Origin of the sequence: Streptococcus infantis (assembly GCF_964243025.1) — a bacterium.
Classification (GTDB): domain Bacteria; phylum Bacillota; class Bacilli; order Lactobacillales; family Streptococcaceae; genus Streptococcus; species Streptococcus infantis_N.
The window spans coordinates 130,587-151,387 of record NZ_CAXTDJ010000004.1 but is presented as its reverse complement, the minus strand read 5'-3'; the positions used below and the strand labels follow the sequence as shown (position 1 = coordinate 151,387).

Genomic DNA, 20,801 nt, shown 5'->3' with positions numbered 1-20,801 from the left:
CAAATCTTTTTTTGTTCTTTGAAAAACGATATAGTTTCAAACTATATCAAAGCCTAATTTTTTACAATTATACAGACGCTTTCTTTTCTGTTAAGATAGTTTCAACAACAATTTTTGGAGGACAAAACATGTCAACTACAATTATCGGTTTCCCTCGTTTGGGTGAATTCCGCGAATTAAAATTTACAACTGAAAAATACTTTAGAAAAGAAATCTCAGAAGAAGAACTACTTGCAGCCGCAAAAGACTTGCGTGCTAAACACTGGAACATTGTCAAAGAAAAAGGCATCACTGAAATCCCATCAAATGACTTTTCTCACTATGACAACTTCCTAGATGCAGCTTTCCTTTTCAACGTGGTACCTGCTTCAGTTCAAAACTTGGACTTGTCTGACCTTGAGCGTTACTTTGCTTTGGGACGTGGTTACCAAGGAGAAAAAGGGGATGTTCGTGCTCTTCCAATGAAGAAATGGTTTAACACAAACTACCACTACATCGTGCCTAAATTTGAAAAAGACACTCAAGTTAAATTGGCTGGTCACAAGATTTTCGATGAGTTCCAAGAAGCTAAAGAGCTTGGACTTAACACTCGTCCTGTTCTTGTAGGTCCATTCACTTTCCTTCAATTATCAGACTTTGAAGAAGGAGTGAAAACAGAAGACTTCGTAGATAGCTTAGTAGTTGCTTACCAAGATGTTTTTGCAAAATTGTCTGAACTTGGTGCATCTCGTATCCAACTCGACGAAGCTGCTCTTGTCAAAGACTTGACAGAAGAAGAAAAAGCACTTTTCTTGAACATCTACAACAAACTCTTGGCTGATAAAAAAGGTCTTGAAGTCTTGCTTCAAACTTACTTCGGTGACGTTCGTGATGTTTACGCTGACCTTGTGAAATTGCCAGTAGATGCGATCGGTCTTGACTTCGTTGAAGGGAAGAAAACTCTTGAACTCGTTAAAGGTGGATTCCCAGCTGACAAGACTCTTTATGCAGGTATTGTCAATGGTAAGAACATCTGGCGCAACAACTATGAAAAGAGCTTGGCTATTCTTGAGCAAATCCCAGCTGAAAATATCGTTTTGACTAGCTCATGCTCACTTCTTCATGTGCCATTTACAACAGCTAACGAAGAATTCGAACCAGCTATCTTGAACCACTTTGCATTTGCAGTTGAAAAATTGGATGAGATCCGTGACTTGGATGCTATCCGCAACGGTCAAGGTGCAGAAGCTCTTGCAGCCAACAAAGAACTCTTTGCGACTGAACGTGTTGGTGAAAATGCGGAACTTCGTGCTCGTATCGCTGGATTGACAGATGCAGACTACACTCGTTTGCCAGCCTTTGCTGAACGTGAAGCTATCCAAGAAGATGCCTTCAAACTTCCAGCTCTTCCAACAACAACCATCGGTTCATTCCCTCAAACGAAAGAAGTTCGAGCTAAACGTTTGGCCTTCCGTAAGGGTGAATTGTCTCAAGAAGAATACGATGCTTTCCTTGCTGAAACCATCGACGAATGGATCAAATGGCAAGAAGAAGTTGGATTTGACGTGCTTGTACACGGTGAATTCGAGCGTAATGACATGGTTGAGTACTTCGGTCAAAACTTGTCAGGTTACCTCTTCTCTAAGAATGGTTGGGTACAATCATACGGTATGCGTGGGGTTAAACCACCAATCATCTGGGGTGATGTGACTCGTCTCAACCCTATCACTGTGAAATGGTCTAGCTACGCACAAAGCCGTACGGACAAACCTGTTAAAGGTATGTTGACTGGACCTGTTACAATTCTTAACTGGTCATTCCCACGTGAAGACATCTCTATCAAGGATTCTACTCTTCAAATCGCTCTTGCTATCAAGGATGAAGTTCTTGACCTTGAAGCTGCAGGCGTGAAAATCATCCAAATCGACGAGGCTGCTCTTCGTGAAAAATTGCCACTCCGTCGTAGCGACTGGTACGAAGACTACCTTGACTGGGCTATTCCAGCCTTCCGCTTGGTACACTCAACAGTAGCGCCAGACACACAAATCCACACTCACATGTGTTACTCAGAATTTACAGATATCATCCCAGCTATCGATAACATGGATGCAGACGTTATCTCATTTGAAGCTAGCCGTTCAAACCTTGAAATCTTGGACGAACTCAAAGCGAAAAACTTCCAAACAGAAGTTGGACCTGGGGTTTACGATATCCACTCACCTCGTGTGCCTAACGAAGGCGAAATCGACCACACTATCGAAGCTATCCTTGCGAAAGTACCTAGCAAGAAAGTTTGGATCAACCCTGACTGTGGTTTGAAAACACGTGGTATCCCAGAAACGAAAGAAAGCTTGATCCGCCTTGTAGAAGCTGCTAAAGCTGCGCGTGAGAAATTGTAAGAAAAGACAGTTCTCTCTACACGGTTGATCAGTAAGAAATCAACTAGAAAAAGGTTATTACATATGTCGCGTCAAACACCGTCACTCTCATTTGAAGTTTTCCCTCCAAACCCAGCAGTAGGCAATGACAAAATTATTACAGCCCTGAAAGACATGCAGGGCTTGGCACCACACTTCATCAGTGTGACTGCTAGTAATAATAAATTTAATATCAAAGAGACGACGGTTCGTTTGGCAGACTATATCCAAAATGATTTGGAGATCCCAACCATTGCTCACTTGCCAGCTATCTATTTGACTAAGGATAAGGTGGCTGAGACCATTGCGGATTTGGATAAAGTTGGTGTTCAGAAAATCTTGGCTTTGCGTGGGGATATCATTCCAGGTGTTGAGCCACAGAAGGATTTCCGTTACGCCACAGACTTGATTGAGTTTATCAATGAACAGGCACCGCATTTTGATATTATTGGAGCTTGTTACCCAGAAGGGCACCCGGATTCGCCAAACCAAATCTCAGATATTCAAAATCTCAAGAAAAAAGTGGATGCAGGCTGTTCAAGTCTTGTCACTCAGCTATTCTTTGACAATGAGCGATTCTACGATTTCCAAGACAAGTGTACCTTGGCAGGGATTGATGTTCCTATTCATGCAGGGATCATGCCAATCCTCAATCGTAACCAAGCTCTTCGTCTCTTGAAGACTTGTGAGAATATCCATCTCCCACGTAAATTTAAGGCTATCTTGGACAAGTATGAGAATGACCCTGAGTCACTCAGAGCAGCAGGACTTGCCTATGCCGTAGACCAAATCGTGGACTTGGTAACGCAAGACGTAGCAGGCGTGCATCTCTACACCATGAACAACGCAGACACTGCTCAGTACATCCACCAAGCAACCCATGCCTTGTTCAATCACCAACCTTAAAATAATAAAAAGCAAACCATTCTTCTTTTCATAGCAGAATGGTTCCTTTTTTATAGAAAAGACCGTACTTTTTAAGAAAAATATGATAAAATAGACTCTGTACGTACTTGATACAAAGATGAGGGTATAAACGATGTTTAAGCAGTCTTAATCTTATATCAAAGATATGTAAGGTAAAGAATCAGACCTAAAGTATTTTCGGAGTTGAACACGGGCTAAATCCCTAGTGAAAAAGATAGATTTCCTGATGTGCATCGCACACTGCGTCAATCTCCTATTTTCATACGGGATTCTTAACGCCCTTTGTATCCTGATTTTTGTAGGCAAGGCGTATAATTTTATCAATCCAAAGGGGATTAAAATGACAAAACATGTGTTTCAAACGACTTTTGCGGGTCGTGAGTTGATCGTAGAGACTGGTCAGGTTGCTAAGCAAGCAAATGGCTCTGTTGTGGTACGTTACGGTGAGTCAACTGTCTTGACTGCTGCCGTTATGTCTAAGAAGATGGCAACTGGGGATTTCTTCCCACTTCAAGTCAACTACGAAGAAAAAATGTATGCGGCTGGGAAGTTTCCTGGTGGCTTTATGAAACGTGAAGGACGTCCTTCAACAGATGCGACTTTGACAGCGCGTTTGATCGACCGTCCAATCCGTCCAATGTTTGCGGAAGGTTTCCGTAATGAAGTGCAAGTCATCAATACTGTTCTTTCTTACGATGAAAATGCATCTGCACCAATGGCAGCCATGTTTGGTTCGTCATTGGCCTTGTCTATCTCAGATATTCCATTTGACGGACCAATCGCTGGGGTACAAGTGGGTTACGTCGATGGCCAAATCATCATCAATCCGACTCAAGAACAAGCAGAGCAATCGCTTCTTGAATTGACAGTAGCAGGTACTAAGCACGCTATCAACATGGTAGAGTCTGGTGCCAAAGAATTGTCAGAAGAAATCATGTTGGAAGCTCTTCTCAAAGGACACGAAGCTGTCAAAGAATTGATTGCCTTCCAGGAAGAAATCGTTGCGGCAGTTGGTAAAGAAAAAGCAGAAGTTGAATTGCTTCATGTAGATGCTGACTTGCAAGCTGAAATCATCGCAGCCTACAACAGTGACCTCCAAAAAGCTGTTCAAGTTGAAGAAAAATTGGCGCGTGAAGCTGCAACTCAAGCAATTAAAGACCAAGTGACTGCTGTTTATGAAGAAAAATATGCAGACCACGAAGAATGTGACCGTATCATGCGTGATGTGGCTGAAATCTTGGAACAAATGGAACACGCTGAAGTGCGCCGTTTGATCACAGAAGACAAGGTACGTCCTGACGGTCGTAAGGTCGATGAAATCCGTCCTTTGGATGCGGTTGTTGAGTTCGTTCCCCGTGTGCACGGTTCAGGTCTCTTTACTCGTGGACAAACTCAGGCTCTTTCTATCTTGACTTTGGCGCCAATGGGTGAAACTCAAATCATCGATGGTTTGGATCCAGAGTACAAGAAACGCTTTATGCACCACTATAACTTCCCACAATACTCTGTAGGGGAAACTGGACGTTACGGTGCACCAGGTCGTCGTGAAATTGGTCACGGTGCTCTTGGTGAGCGTGCTCTTGCTCAAGTCTTGCCAAGCTTGGAAGAATTCCCATACGCTATCCGCCTAGTAGCAGAAGTCTTGGAATCAAACGGTTCTTCATCTCAAGCCTCTATCTGTGCCGGAACTCTTGCCCTTATGGCTGGTGGTGTGCCAATCAAGGCGCCAGTAGCTGGTATTGCTATGGGTCTCATCTCAGATGGAAACAACTATACAGTATTGACAGATATCCAAGGTTTGGAAGACCACTTTGGAGACATGGACTTTAAGGTTGCAGGTACTCGTGATGGGATTACAGCCCTTCAGATGGATATCAAGATCCAAGGGATTACTGCTGAAATCTTGACGGAAGCTCTTGCTCAAGCCAAGAAAGCTCGTTTTGAAATCCTTGATGTGATCGAAGCTACTATTCCAGAAGTGCGTCCAGAATTAGCGCCAACTGCTCCGAAAATTGATACCATCAAGATTGATGTGGATAAGATCAAGATTGTCATCGGTAAAGGTGGAGAAACCATCGATAAGATCATCGCTGAAACAGGCGTTAAGATTGACATCGACGAAGAAGGAAATGTATCTATCTACTCTAGCGACCAAGCTGCCATTAACCGTGCTAAAGAAATCATTGCTGGTTTGGTTCGTGAAGCCAAAGTGGACGAAGTCTACCATGCCAAAGTTGTTCGTATCGAGAAATTTGGTGCCTTTGTCAACCTCTTTGATAAGACAGATGCCCTCGTACACATCTCTGAAATGGCTTGGACTCGTACTAATAATGTAGAAGATTTAGTTCAAATTGGTGATTTTGTCGATGTGAAGGTTATTAAGATCGATGAAAAAGGTCGTGTAGATGCTTCTATGAAGGCACTCTTGCCACGTCCGCCAAAACCTGAACGTTCAGAAGAAAAAGGGGATAAAGGTCATCGTCATGGCGATCGTCCTCGTCACCACCACAAGGACCACAAACCTAAGAAAGAAACTACAGAAACACCAAAAGACTCAGAATAAGAAAGGAGAAATGTATGGGATGGTGGCGTGAAACCATTGATATCGTAAAAGAAAATGATCCAGCGGCTCGTACTACCTTGGAAGTCTTGCTGACCTATCCGGGTGTCAAAGCCTTGGCTGCCCACCGTCTCTCTCATTTTCTCTGGAAACATGGCTTTAAGCTTTTAGCTCGTATGCACAGCCAGTTTTGGCGTTTTTGGACGCAGATAGAGATTCACCCTGGTGCTCAGATCGAATCAGGTGTCTTTATTGACCATGGAGCAGGACTTGTGATTGGGGAAACAGCTATCGTTGAAAAAGGTGTTCTTCTCTACCATGGGGTTACTCTTGGTGGGACAGGTAAGGATAGTGGCAAACGCCATCCGACCGTTCGTAAAGGAGCTCTCATCTCTGCTCATGCCCAAGTCATCGGACCTGTAGAAATCGGTGAAAATGCCAAAGTCGGTGCCGCTGCGGTCGTTGTGGCAGATGTTCCTAGTGATGTGACGGTTGTCGGTATTCCTGCTAAGATTGTTCGTGTTCACGGGCAAAAGGATGAACCAACCATTCACGAAGTCGAAGAAAAACGTGAATATTACGTCAATAAACTTGAGCATGCTAGAGAAGCCAGCCACAGGTCGTCGGGGTTGTAGAGAACAGTTATATAAGTAAGGGAAGTGGTCGGAATGGATATTTTTTTGATTATTTTAGTTTTCTTTTTATTTATTTGTTTTTACATATACTCTAAACGAAAAGAAATGAAAATGGATATGGAGGCAGATTATAGCGATATTATAGGTCAAAAAGAAGTGATTGATGGGAAATTGTGTTTATTGTTTGAGTATACAAAGTATCAACCACGAAAGTATGATTATATTCTTGATAATTTTTTTCCTGGGCGAAGTGTCTTTGCAATTGATCCGAGAACAAATGAAGCTGATCCAAAACTGGAGTATGTTATCTTAGATAGAATAGACCTAGAGTATAAGAGAAATCACAAAGAAATATTAGCTCCTCTTTATATAGTTTTTACGATTAAACCCAGAGAGGAATATAGTAACTATTCAACAAGTATAATCCATAATGCCCCTGTTCAAAATAATTATGTCGGGAATAATTATCAAGATAATAGATATAGTGTTTATTATAATGAGATTATGTCAGTGCTAAATGATTACAAAACAGAATTGATTCAACATGGTATCAAAGATAGCGAAATTAACAGTATCATTACTTCTCCGCAGGATAAACAAAAATTGGAATATTTTGTAGAGAAGTATGAGCCGATCTTAAGAACTATTGAAGTAGCGAGTGCAGCTGCTACACTTTTTGATATATTGCTGAAATTTCTATAGATAGTAGGATATAGGAGTAATTATGATTAAAATCTATGACACTATGTCTCGTGATTTGCGAGATTTTGTCCCAATCGAGGACGGCATGGTCAAGATGTATGTTTGTGGCCCAACCGTGTATAACTATATCCACGTGGGGAATGCCCGTTCGACGGTAGCTTTTGATACCATTCGACGTTACTTTGAGTACCGTGGATATGAGGTTGCCTATATTTCTAACTTTACGGATGTGGATGATAAGATTATCAACCGTGCCAAGGAAGAAGGTATCACGCCTCAAGAAGTAGCGGATAAGTACATCGCTGCCTTCCGTGAAGACGTGACGGCTCTTGGTGTTAAGCCTGCGACTCGTCATCCTCGTGTAGTCGAGTTTATGGATGATATCATCCGCTTTGTCTCTGACCTGATTGAAAAAGGCTATGCCTATGAGAGTCAAGGGGATGTCTATTTTCGTGTGGAAAAATCCCATAACTATGCTAAGTTAGCCAATAAAACCCTAGAGGACTTGGAATTAGGTGCTTCAGGTCGGACAGACGAAGAAACAGCTCGCAAGGAAAATCCGGTAGATTTTGCCCTTTGGAAAGCAGCCAAACCAGGTGAGATTTCTTGGGAAAGTCCTTGGGGACCTGGACGTCCAGGTTGGCATATCGAGTGTTCGGTTATGTCAACGGAGATTTTGGGTGATACTATCGATATTCACGGTGGTGGAGCTGACCTTGAGTTTCCACACCACACCAACGAAATTGCCCAGTCAGAAGCCAAGACAGGTAAGACCTTTGCTAACTACTGGATGCACAATGGCTTTGTCAATATCGACAATGTCAAGATGTCTAAGTCCTTGGGGAATTTCATCACAGTACATGATGCCCTCAAGACCATTGATGGCCAAGTGCTTCGTTTCTTCTTTGCGACTCAGCATTACCGCAAACCTATCAACTTTACGGAAAAGGCTGTGCGTGATGCTGAGACCAATCTCAAGTATCTGAAGAACACTTATGAGCAACCATTTACTGGAACTGTAGATGCGGGGGAGTTGCAAGCTTTTAAAGATAAGTTTGTAACGGCTATGGATGAGGATTTCAATACAGCAAATGGTATCACAGTCGTCTTTGAAATGGCCAAGTGGATCAACTCAGGCAACTATGATGCAACGGTTAAGGAAGCTCTTACGGCTATGTTAGAGGTCTTTGGTATTGTCTTTGTCGAGGAAGTTTTGGATGAAGAGATCGAAGCCTTGATTCAAAAACGCCAAGAAGCGCGTGCCAATCGTGATTTTGCGACAGCTGACCAAATCCGTGACCAACTGGCTGCTCAAGGAATTAAGCTACTGGATACCAAGGATGGAGTGAGGTGGACACGTGATTGATGTCAATCTCATTAACGGGATTGCGCTAGCCTTTGAAGGAGATGCGGTGTATTCTATGTATATTCGCCGTCACCTCATCCTAAAAGGCATGACCAAGCCCAATAAACTCCACCAAGAGGCAACCAAGTATGTATCGGCCAAGGCTCAGGCACGCTTGATTTCCCTCATGCTGGAAGAAGAAGTCCTAACGGAAAAGGAAGAAGAAATCTATAAACGTGGTCGCAATACAAATAGTCATACCAAGGCAAAGAACGCAGATGTAGTGACCTACCGTATGTCTACAGGTTTTGAAGCGGTCATGGGTTATCTTCATATGACCGAAAATGTGGAGCGCCTAGAAGCCTTGATTTCTTGGTGTATCCAAAAAGTGGAGGGCTAGGAATGATTGCAAAAGAATTACTAGATTGGTTTCCACAAGCTCAAATCGTAGACCAGCCAATTGATAAGGAAGGTTTTCTTACGCTACCAGTTTCCTCGCAACAGTGGATTTTACTAGAGGAAGTTGGACTAAGTGAACGTGAGAAACAGTTGGTGGCTCTCTTAACCCAGCAGGAGCAAACGATCTCGCTCAATCCCTGGTATAGCTATTTGATTGAGGGCAAGGGACAAGCACCGCAAAGTTTTAAAAAGCTACAAGTTGTCTATTGTCACCTTTCTTATTACCAACAGGAAAACCTAACTTCTTGGTTGGATATGATGAGAACCCTCTTTCCTAATTGCGAGACAGTGCTTCAGGTGGGAGCTCAGGATTACCTATTTGTTCTCCAACAGGCCAAATATACTTCTGTTCGCTCAATCTTGATGGATACCTTGGAAGCCGTAGAGTATGACTTCGGGGTTCGTCTGTCCATCATGCTGGGGCAGGTCTGGTCGCAAACAGGAAATCAGAGTTTGACAGATCTCATCAAAGCAGAACGTGACTTATTTAAAAACTGGTGGCGTCAAGGCCACCAAGGATTCCATACGTTTTCTCAACTTTACCTTTGGAGTATGGGTGAACAAATGGTGGATCTTGGCTTGATAAAAGATTATCTCCACCAGATGATTTTGGATCAGGATCAAATTCAGGAAATCATTCTCTCCTTATGGGAAAATAGTGCAGTCCTAACTAAAACAGCACAACAACTGTATTTGCACCGCAATTCTCTCCAATACAAGATTGATAAATGGGAAGAGTTGACAGGGCTTCAGTTGAAAGAATTGACAGATTTGACCTTGTGTTATCAATTGATTTTACCAGATATTATTTAAAGTTTTGTGCAAGTTGCACAGAACTTTTTTATTTTTTTGGTCACCTTGCCATAGAAATGTAAAGCGTTTTCATTTATAATAAAACTATCAAAAATTAAAGGAGTTCACCGAAATGGTAGAATTAAATCTTAAAAACATTTACAAAAAATATCCAAACAGCGAGCACTATTCAGTTGAAGACTTCAACTTGGACATCAAAGACAAAGAATTTATCGTTTTCGTAGGACCTTCAGGATGTGGTAAATCAACTACTCTCCGTATGATTGCAGGTCTTGAAGACATCACAGAAGGTACTGCATCTATCGACGGCGTTGTTGTCAATGACGTAGCTCCAAAAGACCGTGACATCGCCATGGTATTCCAAAACTACGCTCTTTACCCACACATGACTGTATACGATAACATGGCTTTCGGTTTGAAATTGCGTAAATACAGCAAAGACGACATCGACAAACGTGTACAAGAAGCAGCAGAAATTCTTGGTTTGAAAGAATTCTTGGATCGTAAACCAGCTGACCTTTCAGGTGGTCAACGTCAACGTGTTGCCATGGGACGTGCCATTGTCCGTGACGCTAAAGTGTTCTTGATGGACGAACCTTTGTCAAACTTGGATGCGAAACTTCGTGTATCCATGCGTGCTGAAATCGCTAAAATCCACCGTCGTATCGGAGCTACAACTATCTACGTAACTCACGACCAAACAGAAGCGATGACACTTGCAGACCGTATCGTTATCATGTCAGCAACTAAAAACCCTGCTGGTACTGGTACTATCGGACGTGTTGAACAAATCGGTACTCCTCAAGAAGTTTACAAAAACCCAGTTAACAAATTCGTAGCAGGATTCATCGGAAGCCCAGCTATGAACTTCATCAACGTAAAATTGATCGGTGACCACATCGTTGGTGACGCCTTTAACTTGAAAGTTCCAGAAGGTGCTTTGAAAGTTCTTCGCGATAAAGGTTACGAAGGTAAAGAATTGATCTTCGGTATCCGTCCAGAAGACGTGAACGCAGAACCTGCTTTCCTTGAAACATTCCCAGAATCAGTTGTGAAAGCAACTATCTCTGTATCAGAATTGCTTGGTTCAGAATCTCACCTATACTGCCAAGTTGGTAAAGATGAATTCGTTGCTAAGGTTGACGCACGTGACTACTTGCAAGCTGGTGCAACTGTGGAACTTGGATTTGACTTGAACAAAGCTCACTTCTTCGATGTAGAAACTGAAAAGACAGTTTACTAAGATAGATTTGAATTAAAACAACACTACTAGAGTTTTTCTAGTAGTGTTTTTTATAATGTTTAGAAACTCGGATAGAAGGAGACTTTACTAGTTTTCTTATTCACTAAAAAGTGTTAAAATGGTAGGAAGAACTGGAGAGTATGCATGCCAAAAGAAGTAATTTATTCTGGCGATGAAGTCGTCGCTTTAACGCAAAAATATTTATCGAAAGAAGATGTGGCTTTTGTCCATAAGGCCTTGGTTTATGCTGTAGAGTGCCACAGTGGCCAATATCGTAAATCAGGTGAGCCTTACATTATCCACCCTATCCAGGTAGCAGGTATATTGGCTAAGCTCAAGTTGGACGCTGTCACTGTTGCCTGTGGTTTTTTGCATGACGTGGTAGAAGACACAGATGCTACTTTGGATGACTTAGAGCGCGAGTTTGGTCATGATGTTCGAGTGATTGTAGACGGTGTTACCAAGCTTGGTAAGGTCGAATACAAGTCTATAGAAGAGCAGTTGGCTGAGAATCACCGCAAGATGCTTATGGCTATGTCAGAGGATATCCGCGTTATTTTGGTTAAGCTCTCTGACCGCCTGCACAATATGCGTACCCTTACTCATCTTCGTAAGGACAAGCAGGAACGTATTTCCCGAGAAACCATGGAAATCTACGCACCACTTGCTCACCGTCTGGGGATTTCAAGTGTTAAGTGGGAACTAGAGGATCTTTCCTTCCGTTATCTCAATCCGACAGAGTTTTACAAGATAACTCACATGATGAAGGAGAAACGTCAAGAACGTGAAGCCTTGGTCGATGAAGTTGTGACGAAGCTTGAGGAGTATTCATCTGAGCGTAATCTTACAGGAAAAATCTATGGCCGTCCTAAGCATATCTACTCTATTTACCGTAAGATGCAGGACAAGAAAAAACGCTTTGAGGAGATCTATGACCTGATTGCCATTCGCTGTATCCTAGATACTCAGAGTGATGTCTATGCCATGTTGGGTTACGTTCATGAGCTATGGAAACCAATGCCAGGACGTTTCAAGGACTACATTGCTAATCGTAAGGCCAATGGTTACCAGTCTATCCATACAACTGTTTATGGACCAAAAGGACCGATTGAGTTCCAGATCCGTACCAAGGAAATGCACGAGGTTGCTGAGTACGGGGTTGCGGCTCACTGGGCCTACAAAAAAGGAATGAAAGGCCAAGTTAATAGTAAAGAATCTGCCATTGGGATGAACTGGATCAAGGAGATGATGGAACTCCAAGATCAGGCGGATGATGCCAAGGAATTTGTAGATACGGTCAAAGAAAACTATCTGGCTGAGGAGATTTACGTCTTTACTCCAGATGGGGCGGTTCGTTCTCTTCCAAAGGATTCTGGACCGATTGACTTTGCCTATGAGATTCATACCAAGATCGGGGAAAAAGCAACTGGTGCCAAGGTCAATGGTCGTATGGTACCTTTGACTACCAAGTTGAAAACGGGTGACCAGGTTGAAATCATCACCAATCCAAATTCATTTGGACCAAGCCGTGACTGGCTCAATATGGTTAAGACCAGTAAGGCCCGTAACAAAATTCGTCAGTTCTTTAAAAACCAGGATAAAGAATTGTCCATCAATAAAGGCCGTGAAATGCTGATTAGTCAGCTCCAAGAAAACGGCTATGTGGCCAATAAATTTATGGATAAGCGCCACATGGATGAAGTCCTTCAAAAAACAAGCTACAAGACTGAAGAAGCCCTTTTTGCAGCCATTGGTTTTGGAGAAATAGGAGCCATCACTGTCTTTAACCGTTTGACGGAAAAAGAACGTCGTGAAGAAGAACGTGCCAAGGCTAAGGCAGAAGCTGAAGAACTGGTCAAGGGTGGCGAAGTCAAAGTAGAGAACAAGGACACGCTTAAGGTGAAGCATGAGGGTGGAGTTGTCATCCAAGGTGCTTCTGGGCTCTTGGTCCGGATTGCCAAATGTTGTAACCCTGTTCCAGGAGATGATATCGTTGGTTATATTACCAAGGGTCGCGGAGTTGCCATCCACCGTGTGGACTGTATGAACCTTCGTTCACAGGAAAACTACGAGCAGCGTCTGCTAGATGTTGAATGGGAAGACCAATTCTCAACCAAGGAATATATGGCTCATATCGATATCTATGGACTCAACCGTTCTGGCCTTTTGAATGATATCTTGCAAGTCCTATCAAACACGACTAAGAATATCTCTTCGGTTAATGCCCAACCGACCAAGGATATGAAATTTGCCAATATCCATGTATCCTTTGGAATTTCTAACCTTTCAATGTTGACAACTGTGGTTGATAAGATTAAGAGTGTACCAGAAGTCTACTCAGTCAAACGGACCAATGGTTAAGTATGATCGATATAGTCAGAAAGGATTTCTATGAAAATCATCGTTCAGCGAGTCAAGGAGGCTCAGGTTTCTATTGAGGGGCAGATTCATGGTCAAATCAAACAAGGACTCTTGCTCTTAGTGGGTGTTGGACCTGAGGATCAAAAAGAGGATTTGGAGTATGCAGTCAGAAAGCTTGTCAATATGCGGATCTTTTCAGATGACGAAGGCAAGATGAACCTATCTGTCAAGGATATCCAAGGAGAAATCCTTTCCATCTCTCAATTCACTCTGTTTGCCGATACCAAAAAAGGCAATCGTCCAGCCTTTACAGGCGCCGCTAAACCAGATATGGCTGAGGCCTTCTATCAAGATTTTAACCAGGAACTAGCCAAAGAGGTTCCTGTTGAAACAGGTGTCTTTGGAGCAGATATGCAGGTAGAACTGGTCAATGATGGGCCGGTAACCATTATCCTTGATACAAATAATAGATAAGAAAAACCAAGCTTGTTAGCTTGGTTTTTTTGTGACGTATTTAGTTCATTTTTTCAACATAGAGCTGTTTGGCGATTTCTAGACTTACCAAGAGTTCTTCATTGTTGTGAATCAAAGTAAAGGTATTAGAGAAATCATCAAACTGTTGAACTTGGAGTTTGTCTCCGATATTGATGGCATGTTTTTCCAGATATTTTAGGAGATCAAAGCTATCGTGAACCCGAGTTAGGAGATAGGTTCCAGCTTCTTTGGTTTCTGATAGTGGTAGATTGTTGATTTCAACCAAAAGCTCTCCTTTAGCAGGAATGGTACCACCATGAGGGCAGGTCTTTGGGAAACCTAGCATTCTTTCTAATCTCTCTACAAAAAAGTCTGAAACGGTATGTTCTAATACTTCAGCTTCCTCATGAATTTGGTCACTGGTATAGTCTAGATGGTGGACCAGAAAAACCTCAATCAGACGATGTTTACGATAAAGTTCTGATACAAGTGTTAGCCCAATATCGGTTAGCAAGTATCCTTTTTTCTTATCTTTTAAGATGAGATTTTCAGACTGCATGCGTTTAATCATTTCAGTTACAGCTGGAGGAGATACCTGCATCCGAGCAGCAATTTCCTTATTTGTAATCTTAGGAACATCCATGCCAATCTCATAAATACATTTTAAGTAGTCTTCTTTATTTGGTGTCATTCGCATTTCCTTGTTTATTATCTCCATCTAGTATACCAAAAAAAGCTAGATTTCTCTAGCTTCTTGCTACAAGAGCTTGACTTAGTTGAGTTCTTTTGCAGCTGCAATAGCGGCTTCAAAGTCTGGCTCGCTGTTGATATTGTCTACGTATTCGACGTAGCGGATGGTATTATCGGTATCGAGAACAAAAACTGCGCGTGCAAGCAGATGCCATTCATTGATTAAGAGGGCATAATCGCGTCCAAAGGAGTGGTCGAAGTAGTCTGAGAGCATGATGGCATTCTCAATTCCTTCAGCACCACACCAGCGCTTTTGAGCGAAGGGGAGGTCCATAGACACCGTTAAGACAACAGTGTTGTCTAAGCTAGCCAATTCTTGGTTAAAGCGACGAGTCTGAAGTGAGCAGATACCAGTGTCGATAGAAGGAATGACACTCAAAATCTTTTTCTTGCATTCAAAATCAGACAGTGTTTTTTTAGAGAGGTCAGTCGTTGTGAGAGAGAAATCAAGTGCCTTGTCTCCTACTTGTAGTTGTTTTCCTGTAAACGTAACAGGGTTTCCAAGGAATGTAGTCATAAGCTACTCCAATCTTTTTTCTTTCATTCTACATTAAATGTTCAGAGTTTTCCAATAATTTGACCGGATTTTGAATCATTTTAAAAACGCCAATTCATGGTGACTGACGTTTTTAAAATGATTATTTAGCTAAACCTTCAGAAATCTTGTCAAGATTGTATTTCATCATGTTGTAGTAGCTGTCGCCTTCTTTACCTTCTTCAGCGATTGAGTCCGTAAAGATTTGAGCATAGATTGGGATGTTTGTGTCTTGTGAAACAGTCTTCATTGGACGATCATCGACACTGGATTCAACAAATAGTGATGGAACTTTCATTTGGCGAAGTTTTTCAACCAAAGTCTTGATTTGGTCAGGTGTTCCTTCTTCTTCAGTATTGATTTCCCAGATGTAAGCACTTGGGACACCGTAAGCTTTAGAGAAGTATTTGAAGCATCCTTCGCTGGTTACGATGAGTTTCTTGTCCGCATCAATAGCGTTAAATTTCTCTTTGGCTTCCTTGTCAAGCTTGTCTAGTTTTTCAGTGTATTCTTTGAGATTCTTTTCGTAGAATTCCTTGTTGCTAGGGTCTTTGGCGATGAGTTGCTTAGCAATATTTTGAGCATAGATGATCCCATTTTCAAGATTGAGCCAAGCGTGTGGGTCTTCTTTCCCTTTTTCATTTTCCCCTTCTAGGTAGATGACATCAACGCCTTCACTAACTGCAAAGTAGTCTTTGTTTTCAGTTTTCTTAGCATTCTCAACTAATTTTGTAAACCAGGCATTTCCACCTGTTTCAAGGTTGATACCATTGTAGAAAATTAAGTCGGCTTGCGAAGTTTTCTTGACGTCTTCAGGAAGAGGCTCGTACTCGTGTGGATCTTGTCCTACAGGCACGATACTATGAAGATCAATCTTGTCTCCTGCGATATTTTTAGTAATATCAGCGATGATAGAGTTAGTTGCTACAACCTTTAGTTTTTGGTTTGTAGATGCTGTGTCTTTTTTTCCGCTAGCACAGGCAGCTAATCCAATGATAGCAAGAAAAAGAACAAGCAATGTACCTAATTTTTTCATTATATTCCTCCAGAGGGGCTCCCTCATTATTGTTTGATTTTTTTATTTTTCAGCTTCAGATAACGTTGTTTTGGTGCGATAAAGAAACTGATGAGAAAGAAACTTGCAGATGTCAGCACGATACTTGAACCTGCAGCCAGGTTAAAGCTATAACCGATAAAAAGTCCCAAGACAGAAGCTAGAGCTCCCAAGCCTGATGAAAGAAAAATCATGGTCTTTAGACTATTGGCGTAAAGATAAGCTGTCGCGGCTGGAGTAATCAGCATGGCTACGATAAGGATGGTTCCGACACTTTGCATAGCAGTCACTGACACCAAAGTCAAGAGTATCATGAGTAGATAGTGGTAGAAATTAACTGGCATGCCCATAGCTTTGGCTAGGAGTTCATCAAAGGATGTAATCAAGAGTTGCTTGAAGAAAATCCCGATAATCAATAGAATGAGAGCTCCCATACCGATGGTAATATACATGTCTATGTCTTGCACAGCTAAGATATTCCCAAAGAGAATATGGAAGAGGTCAGTCGAGCTTTTAGCCACACTAATCAAGATAATGCCCAGAGCCAATAAAGATGAAAAGGTAATCCCAATGGCAGTGTCACTCTTGATAATAGAGTTCCCCTTGATGTAGGTGATGATGACAGAGGCAAGCAGTCCAAAGATGATAGCACCAATAAAGAAGTCAATTCCTAAAATAAAAGAAAGAGCTACACCAGGTAAGACAGCGTGCGAGATAGCATCTCCCATAAGGGACATACCACGGAGAATGATAAAGCATCCGACCGCTCCAGCAACAATACCAATCACAACAGCTGTAATCAAGGCATTTTGGAGAAAGTGGAAGTTCTGCAATCCATCTATAAATTCTGCAATCATAGGTCACCTCCATTGAAAAAGAGTCGGTCACCATAAGCTTGTTTGAGATTGGCTTGGGTGAAGGTCTCCTTTGTTGGACCAAAGGCAATTAGCTCCTTGTTGAGAAGGAGTACCTGGTCAAAATAATGGGCAACCTTGCCGAGGTCATGGTGAACGATAAGGACAGTCTTGCCAGCTTTTTTAAGTTCTCTCAGCGTGTTCATGATGATCTCTTCACTGACAGAGTCAATCCCCACAAAGGGCTCGTCTAAGAGAATATAATCAGCATCTTGAACTAGACAACGGGCAATCAAGACACGCTGGAATTGGCCACCAGAGAGTTGACTAATCTGACGATCTGCGTAGTCAGAAAGTCCAACAATTTCTAGTGCTTCAGCCACCTTTTGCCAGTGGTTTGCTTTTAAAGTGTGAAAGAGTGGAATGGATGGATAGAGTCCCAGAGAGACACATTCTTTTACCTTGATAGGGAAGTTGTAGTCGATATGAATTTTTTGCTCGACATAGGCAACTTTCTTAAGAGATTTTTTCATTTCTTTATCTTCGATAAAAGCATGTCCTTCATGTGGGATAATGCCCAGCATACCTTTTAATAATGTTGATTTCCCGGCGCCGTTTGGACCAATAATTCCGGTAATCGTTGGTCCTTGGAGCACTAGTGAAATATCCTTAAGTGCCAACGTCTCTTTGTAGGAGACACTGAGGTTTTCGATACGTATCATACAGTTGTATTCCTCCTGGATTTTAATATACCTTAATTTTATTTTTAAGTCAAGTTAATTTTGGTAAAAATTTAAAATATTAATGATGAAATCGATCAGTAAGAGACGGCATTTTTAATTGCATTCCCCAGGGATTTTTGCTAAGCTAAGAATAAGTGAAAAATGAAAGCGAGAACAAGATGACACGATATCAAGATGATTTTTATGATGCTATAAATGGTGAGTGGGAAAAGACTGCGGTCATTCCAGCTGACAAATCGCGAACAGGTGGTTTTATCGACCTTGATGAAGAAATCGAAGACTTGATGCTAACAACAACTGACAAGTGGTTGGCTGGAGAAGATGTTCCTGAAGATCCCATCCTAGCAAACTTTGTCAAATACCATCGTATGGTCAGAGATTTCGACAAGCGAGAAGCTGATGGCATCAAGCCAGTCCTTCCTATGCTTAAGGAATACCAAGATTTGGAGAGCTTCGCGGACTTTACAAGAAAGCTAGCAGAGTTTGAATTAGCTGGTAAACCAAACTTCCTTCCATTTGGTGTATCACCAGACTTTATGGATGCTAGAACCAATGTTCTTTGGGCTAGTGCTCCAGGAACAATCTTGCCAGATACGACCTACTATGCGGAAGACCATCCACAGCGTGAGGAATTATTGAATCTTTGGAAAGAAAGTACTGCTAATCTCCTCAAAGCCTATAACTTCTCAGATGAAGAAATCGAAGATTTGCTAGAGAAACGATTGGAATTGGACAGTCGCATCGCAGCTGTGGTGCTTTCTAACGAAGAAAGTTCAGAATATGCCAAACTCTATCATCCATATGCTTATGAAGATTTCAAAAAGTTTGCGCCTGCCTTACCTCTAGATGACTTCTTCCAAGCAGTGATTGGTCAAACTCCAGATAAGGTTATCGTAGATGAGGAACGTTTCTGGCAAGCGGCAGAGCAATTCTATAGTGAAGAAGCTTGGCCTTTGCTCAAGGCAAGCTTGATCTTGAGTGTGGTCAACCTTTCAACGAGCTATTTGACAGATGAGATTCGCATTTTGTCAGGTGCTTATGGCCGTGCCCTTTCAGGAGTTCCAGAAGCCCAAGACAAGCGCAAGGCTGCTTACCACTTAGCCCAAGGACCATTCAAACAAGCGCTCGGTCTTTGGTACGCCCACGAAAAATTCTCTCCAGAAGCCAAGGCGGATGTAGAGAAAAAAGTGGCAACCATGATTGATGTTTATAAGGAACGTTTGGCTAAGAATGACTGGCTGACACCTGAAACACGAGAAAAAGCTATCGTCAAACTCAACGTTATCAAACCTTATATTGGTTACCCAGAAGAACTGCCAGCTCGTTACAAGGACAAGGTAGTGGATGAATCTGCTAGTCTCTTTGAGAATGCTCTAGCCTTTGCGCGTGTTGAAATCAAGCACAGCTGGAGCAAGTGGAACCAGCCAGTTGACTATAAGGAGTGGGGAATGCCTGCTCATATGGTGAATGCCTACTACAATCCACAAAAGAACTTGATTGTCTTCCCAGCTGCTATTTTACAGGCTCCATTCTATGACTTGCATCAGTCGTCTTCTGCCAACTACGGTGGTATTGGTGCGGTTATTGCCCACGAGATTTCTCATGCTTTTGACACAAATGGTGCTTCCTTTGATGAAAATGGTAGTCTCAAGGATTGGTGGACAGAGAACGACTATGCTGCCTTTAAAGAAAAAACGCAGAAAGTTATCGACCAGTTTGATGGCCAAGAATCTTACGGTGCAAAAATCAATGGGAAATTAACTGTATCCGAAAACGTTGCCGACCTTGGAGGAATCGCTGCTGCCCTTGAAGCAGCTAAGAGAGAGCCAGATTTCTCAGCTGAAGAGTTCTTCCATAACTTTGCTCGTATCTGGCGTATGAAAGGTCGCCCAGAGTTGATGAAACTCATGGCCAGCGTTGATGTGCACGCCCCAGCTAAACTCCGTGTTAACGTCCAAGTGCCAAACTTTGATGACTTCTTTACAACCTATGATGTCAAAGAAGGCGACGGAATGTGGCGTGCACCAGAAGACCGTGTGATTATTTGGTAATCAAAAAGGCGGTGGGACAGAAATCGATAGACAAAGTCTCGATTTCGTAGTCCCAGCCCCGCGAGGATGATTAGGAGATTTTTGGAGTCTAAAAGACGAACAAAAAGTTCAATCAGCTACCGCGTCAAAGTTTGATTACTAATAAAAAGTGAGGTCGGGATCTTTTGTCCCAACCTCTTTTTATGTTTTAGAAAAATGGATTAAAGGTTTTTTCGTGAGCGATGGTCGTAGCCGGACCATGTCCAGGATAGACATCGTAGTTAGGAAGGGTAAAGAGCTGGGTTTGGATACTATGAAGGAGTTGTTCCATACTACCAGTTGGTAAGTCTGTTCGACCAATGGTTTCTCGGAAAAGGGCATCTCCCGTTAAGACCAAGTGTCCGTCTGGGAAAACGAGTGAAACGCCACCAATAGAGTGGCCTGGAGTTGGTAATGCAATAAAGCGGAATTCCTCGATTTGGTATTCTTCATGAAGAACAAAGGTATGTTCAGCTGGTCTACATAGGACATCTGCCATATCGTCATGACGAGGAAGGCCTGAGAGGTTGTCGACAGGAGTATAGAGCCAAGAAGCTTCACTCTCAGCCACATAAACCGGAGGATTTCCAAAAGTATCTCTGACCAAGTCCAGACTCATAATATGGTCGTAGTGGGTGTGGGTTAGAAGAATGGCACAGACTTGTTTATTGATGTTCTCGATAGTCTTGCGAATAGCCTCCCAGTTGCTACCAGGATCAACCACGATCAGGTGTTGGTCTCCTTCGAGATAATAAGTATTTTCATAGGCAACAGGATTTACGGTTTTATGGATTTTCATAGGATTTCCTCTTTCAAAGAATTTACAATTTCTAGTATAACACAGAAGCACAAAATAAGGAATCGATCAATAAGAAAGTCCC

At 42.2% G+C, this 20,801-nt stretch carries 18 protein-coding genes; 12 read left to right on the top strand and 6 right to left on the bottom strand.

The features are described from left to right. The first annotated feature begins 128 nt into the window (after positions 1–128). From metE to dtd, 11 genes are all read left to right on the top strand, one after another. Positions 129–2,378, top strand: a complete 2,250-nt coding sequence (metE, locus tag ACESNQ_RS06030) for a 5-methyltetrahydropteroyltriglutamate--homocysteine S-methyltransferase (RefSeq protein WP_373075768.1) — start codon at positions 129–131, stop codon at positions 2,376–2,378. Positions 2,379–2,441: 63 nt separating this feature from the next. Next, positions 2,442–3,302, top strand: coding sequence for a methylenetetrahydrofolate reductase [NAD(P)H] (gene metF / locus ACESNQ_RS06025; RefSeq protein WP_373075767.1), 861 nt, complete (start codon positions 2,442–2,444; stop codon positions 3,300–3,302). 361 nt (positions 3,303–3,663) lie between these two features. Further along, entirely contained in the window at positions 3,664–5,886 is a 2,223-nt protein-coding gene (gene pnp / locus ACESNQ_RS06020; protein WP_373075766.1) for a polyribonucleotide nucleotidyltransferase, read from the top strand. A 14-nt stretch (positions 5,887–5,900) separates the two neighbouring features. Continuing rightward, on the top strand, positions 5,901–6,518 hold the full coding sequence (cysE, locus tag ACESNQ_RS06015) for a serine O-acetyltransferase (protein WP_004251281.1): 618 nt from the start codon (positions 5,901–5,903) through the stop codon (positions 6,516–6,518). 33 nt (positions 6,519–6,551) lie between these two features. Continuing rightward, positions 6,552–7,220 carry a hypothetical protein gene (locus ACESNQ_RS06010; RefSeq protein WP_373075765.1) on the top strand — a complete coding sequence of 223 codons (669 nt, stop codon included), beginning with the start codon at positions 6,552–6,554 and terminating at the stop codon, positions 7,218–7,220. A 22-nt stretch (positions 7,221–7,242) separates the two neighbouring features. Further along, positions 7,243–8,586 (top strand): cysteine--tRNA ligase, encoded by a 1,344-nt coding sequence (gene cysS, locus ACESNQ_RS06005; RefSeq protein ID WP_373075764.1) that lies wholly within the window; start codon positions 7,243–7,245, stop codon positions 8,584–8,586. Further along, entirely contained in the window at positions 8,579–8,965 is a 387-nt protein-coding gene (locus ACESNQ_RS06000; protein ID WP_373075763.1) for a Mini-ribonuclease 3, read from the top strand. The genes cysS and ACESNQ_RS06000 overlap by 8 nt, the downstream gene beginning before the upstream one ends. Before the next feature lie 2 nt (positions 8,966–8,967). Then, entirely contained in the window at positions 8,968–9,837 is an 870-nt protein-coding gene (locus ACESNQ_RS05995) for a PucR family transcriptional regulator (protein ID WP_371500570.1), read from the top strand. 112 nt (positions 9,838–9,949) lie between these two features. Further along, positions 9,950–11,080, top strand: a complete 1,131-nt coding sequence (locus ACESNQ_RS05990; protein WP_074324849.1) for an ABC transporter ATP-binding protein — start codon at positions 9,950–9,952, stop codon at positions 11,078–11,080. A 144-nt stretch (positions 11,081–11,224) separates the two neighbouring features. Beyond that, positions 11,225–13,441, top strand: coding sequence for a RelA/SpoT family protein (locus ACESNQ_RS05985; RefSeq protein WP_004251252.1), 2,217 nt, complete (start codon positions 11,225–11,227; stop codon positions 13,439–13,441). A 30-nt stretch (positions 13,442–13,471) separates the two neighbouring features. Beyond that, on the top strand, positions 13,472–13,915 hold the full coding sequence (gene dtd, locus ACESNQ_RS05980; RefSeq protein WP_373075762.1) for a D-aminoacyl-tRNA deacylase: 444 nt from the start codon (positions 13,472–13,474) through the stop codon (positions 13,913–13,915). Between the two features lie 40 nt (positions 13,916–13,955). Here the strand turns inward: dtd and ACESNQ_RS05975 are convergent, their stop codons facing one another. The 5 genes from ACESNQ_RS05975 to ACESNQ_RS05955 all read right to left on the bottom strand — a co-directional run bounded on the left by ACESNQ_RS05975 (position 13,956) and on the right by ACESNQ_RS05955 (position 17,830). Next, on the bottom strand, positions 13,956–14,606 hold the full coding sequence (locus tag ACESNQ_RS05975; protein ID WP_373075761.1) for a metal-dependent transcriptional regulator: 651 nt from the start codon (positions 14,604–14,606) through the stop codon (positions 13,956–13,958). Positions 14,607–14,687: 81 nt separating this feature from the next. Continuing rightward, positions 14,688–15,182, bottom strand: coding sequence for a thiol peroxidase (tpx, locus tag ACESNQ_RS05970; RefSeq protein WP_371500577.1), 495 nt, complete (start codon positions 15,180–15,182; stop codon positions 14,688–14,690). Between the two features lie 121 nt (positions 15,183–15,303). Next, positions 15,304–16,236 carry a metal ABC transporter substrate-binding lipoprotein gene (locus ACESNQ_RS05965; RefSeq protein WP_373075760.1) on the bottom strand — a complete coding sequence of 311 codons (933 nt, stop codon included), beginning with the start codon at positions 16,234–16,236 and terminating at the stop codon, positions 15,304–15,306. A gap of 26 nt (positions 16,237–16,262) precedes the next feature. Next, positions 16,263–17,111, bottom strand: coding sequence for a metal ABC transporter permease (locus tag ACESNQ_RS05960; protein WP_004251242.1), 849 nt, complete (start codon positions 17,109–17,111; stop codon positions 16,263–16,265). Then, positions 17,108–17,830, bottom strand: a complete 723-nt coding sequence (locus tag ACESNQ_RS05955; RefSeq protein ID WP_006152594.1) for a metal ABC transporter ATP-binding protein — start codon at positions 17,828–17,830, stop codon at positions 17,108–17,110. Before ACESNQ_RS05955 ends, ACESNQ_RS05960 begins: the two co-directional genes overlap by 4 nt. A 179-nt stretch (positions 17,831–18,009) precedes the next feature. Here ACESNQ_RS05955 and ACESNQ_RS05950 point away from each other — a divergent pair, with 179 nt between their 5' ends. Next, entirely contained in the window at positions 18,010–19,902 is a 1,893-nt protein-coding gene (locus tag ACESNQ_RS05950; protein WP_373075759.1) for a M13 family metallopeptidase, read from the top strand. 187 nt (positions 19,903–20,089) lie between these two features. Here ACESNQ_RS05950 and ACESNQ_RS05945 read toward each other — a convergent pair whose 3' ends face one another. Further along, positions 20,090–20,719 carry an MBL fold metallo-hydrolase gene (locus ACESNQ_RS05945; protein ID WP_373075758.1) on the bottom strand — a complete coding sequence of 210 codons (630 nt, stop codon included), beginning with the start codon at positions 20,717–20,719 and terminating at the stop codon, positions 20,090–20,092. Positions 20,720–20,801 lie beyond the last annotated feature (82 nt).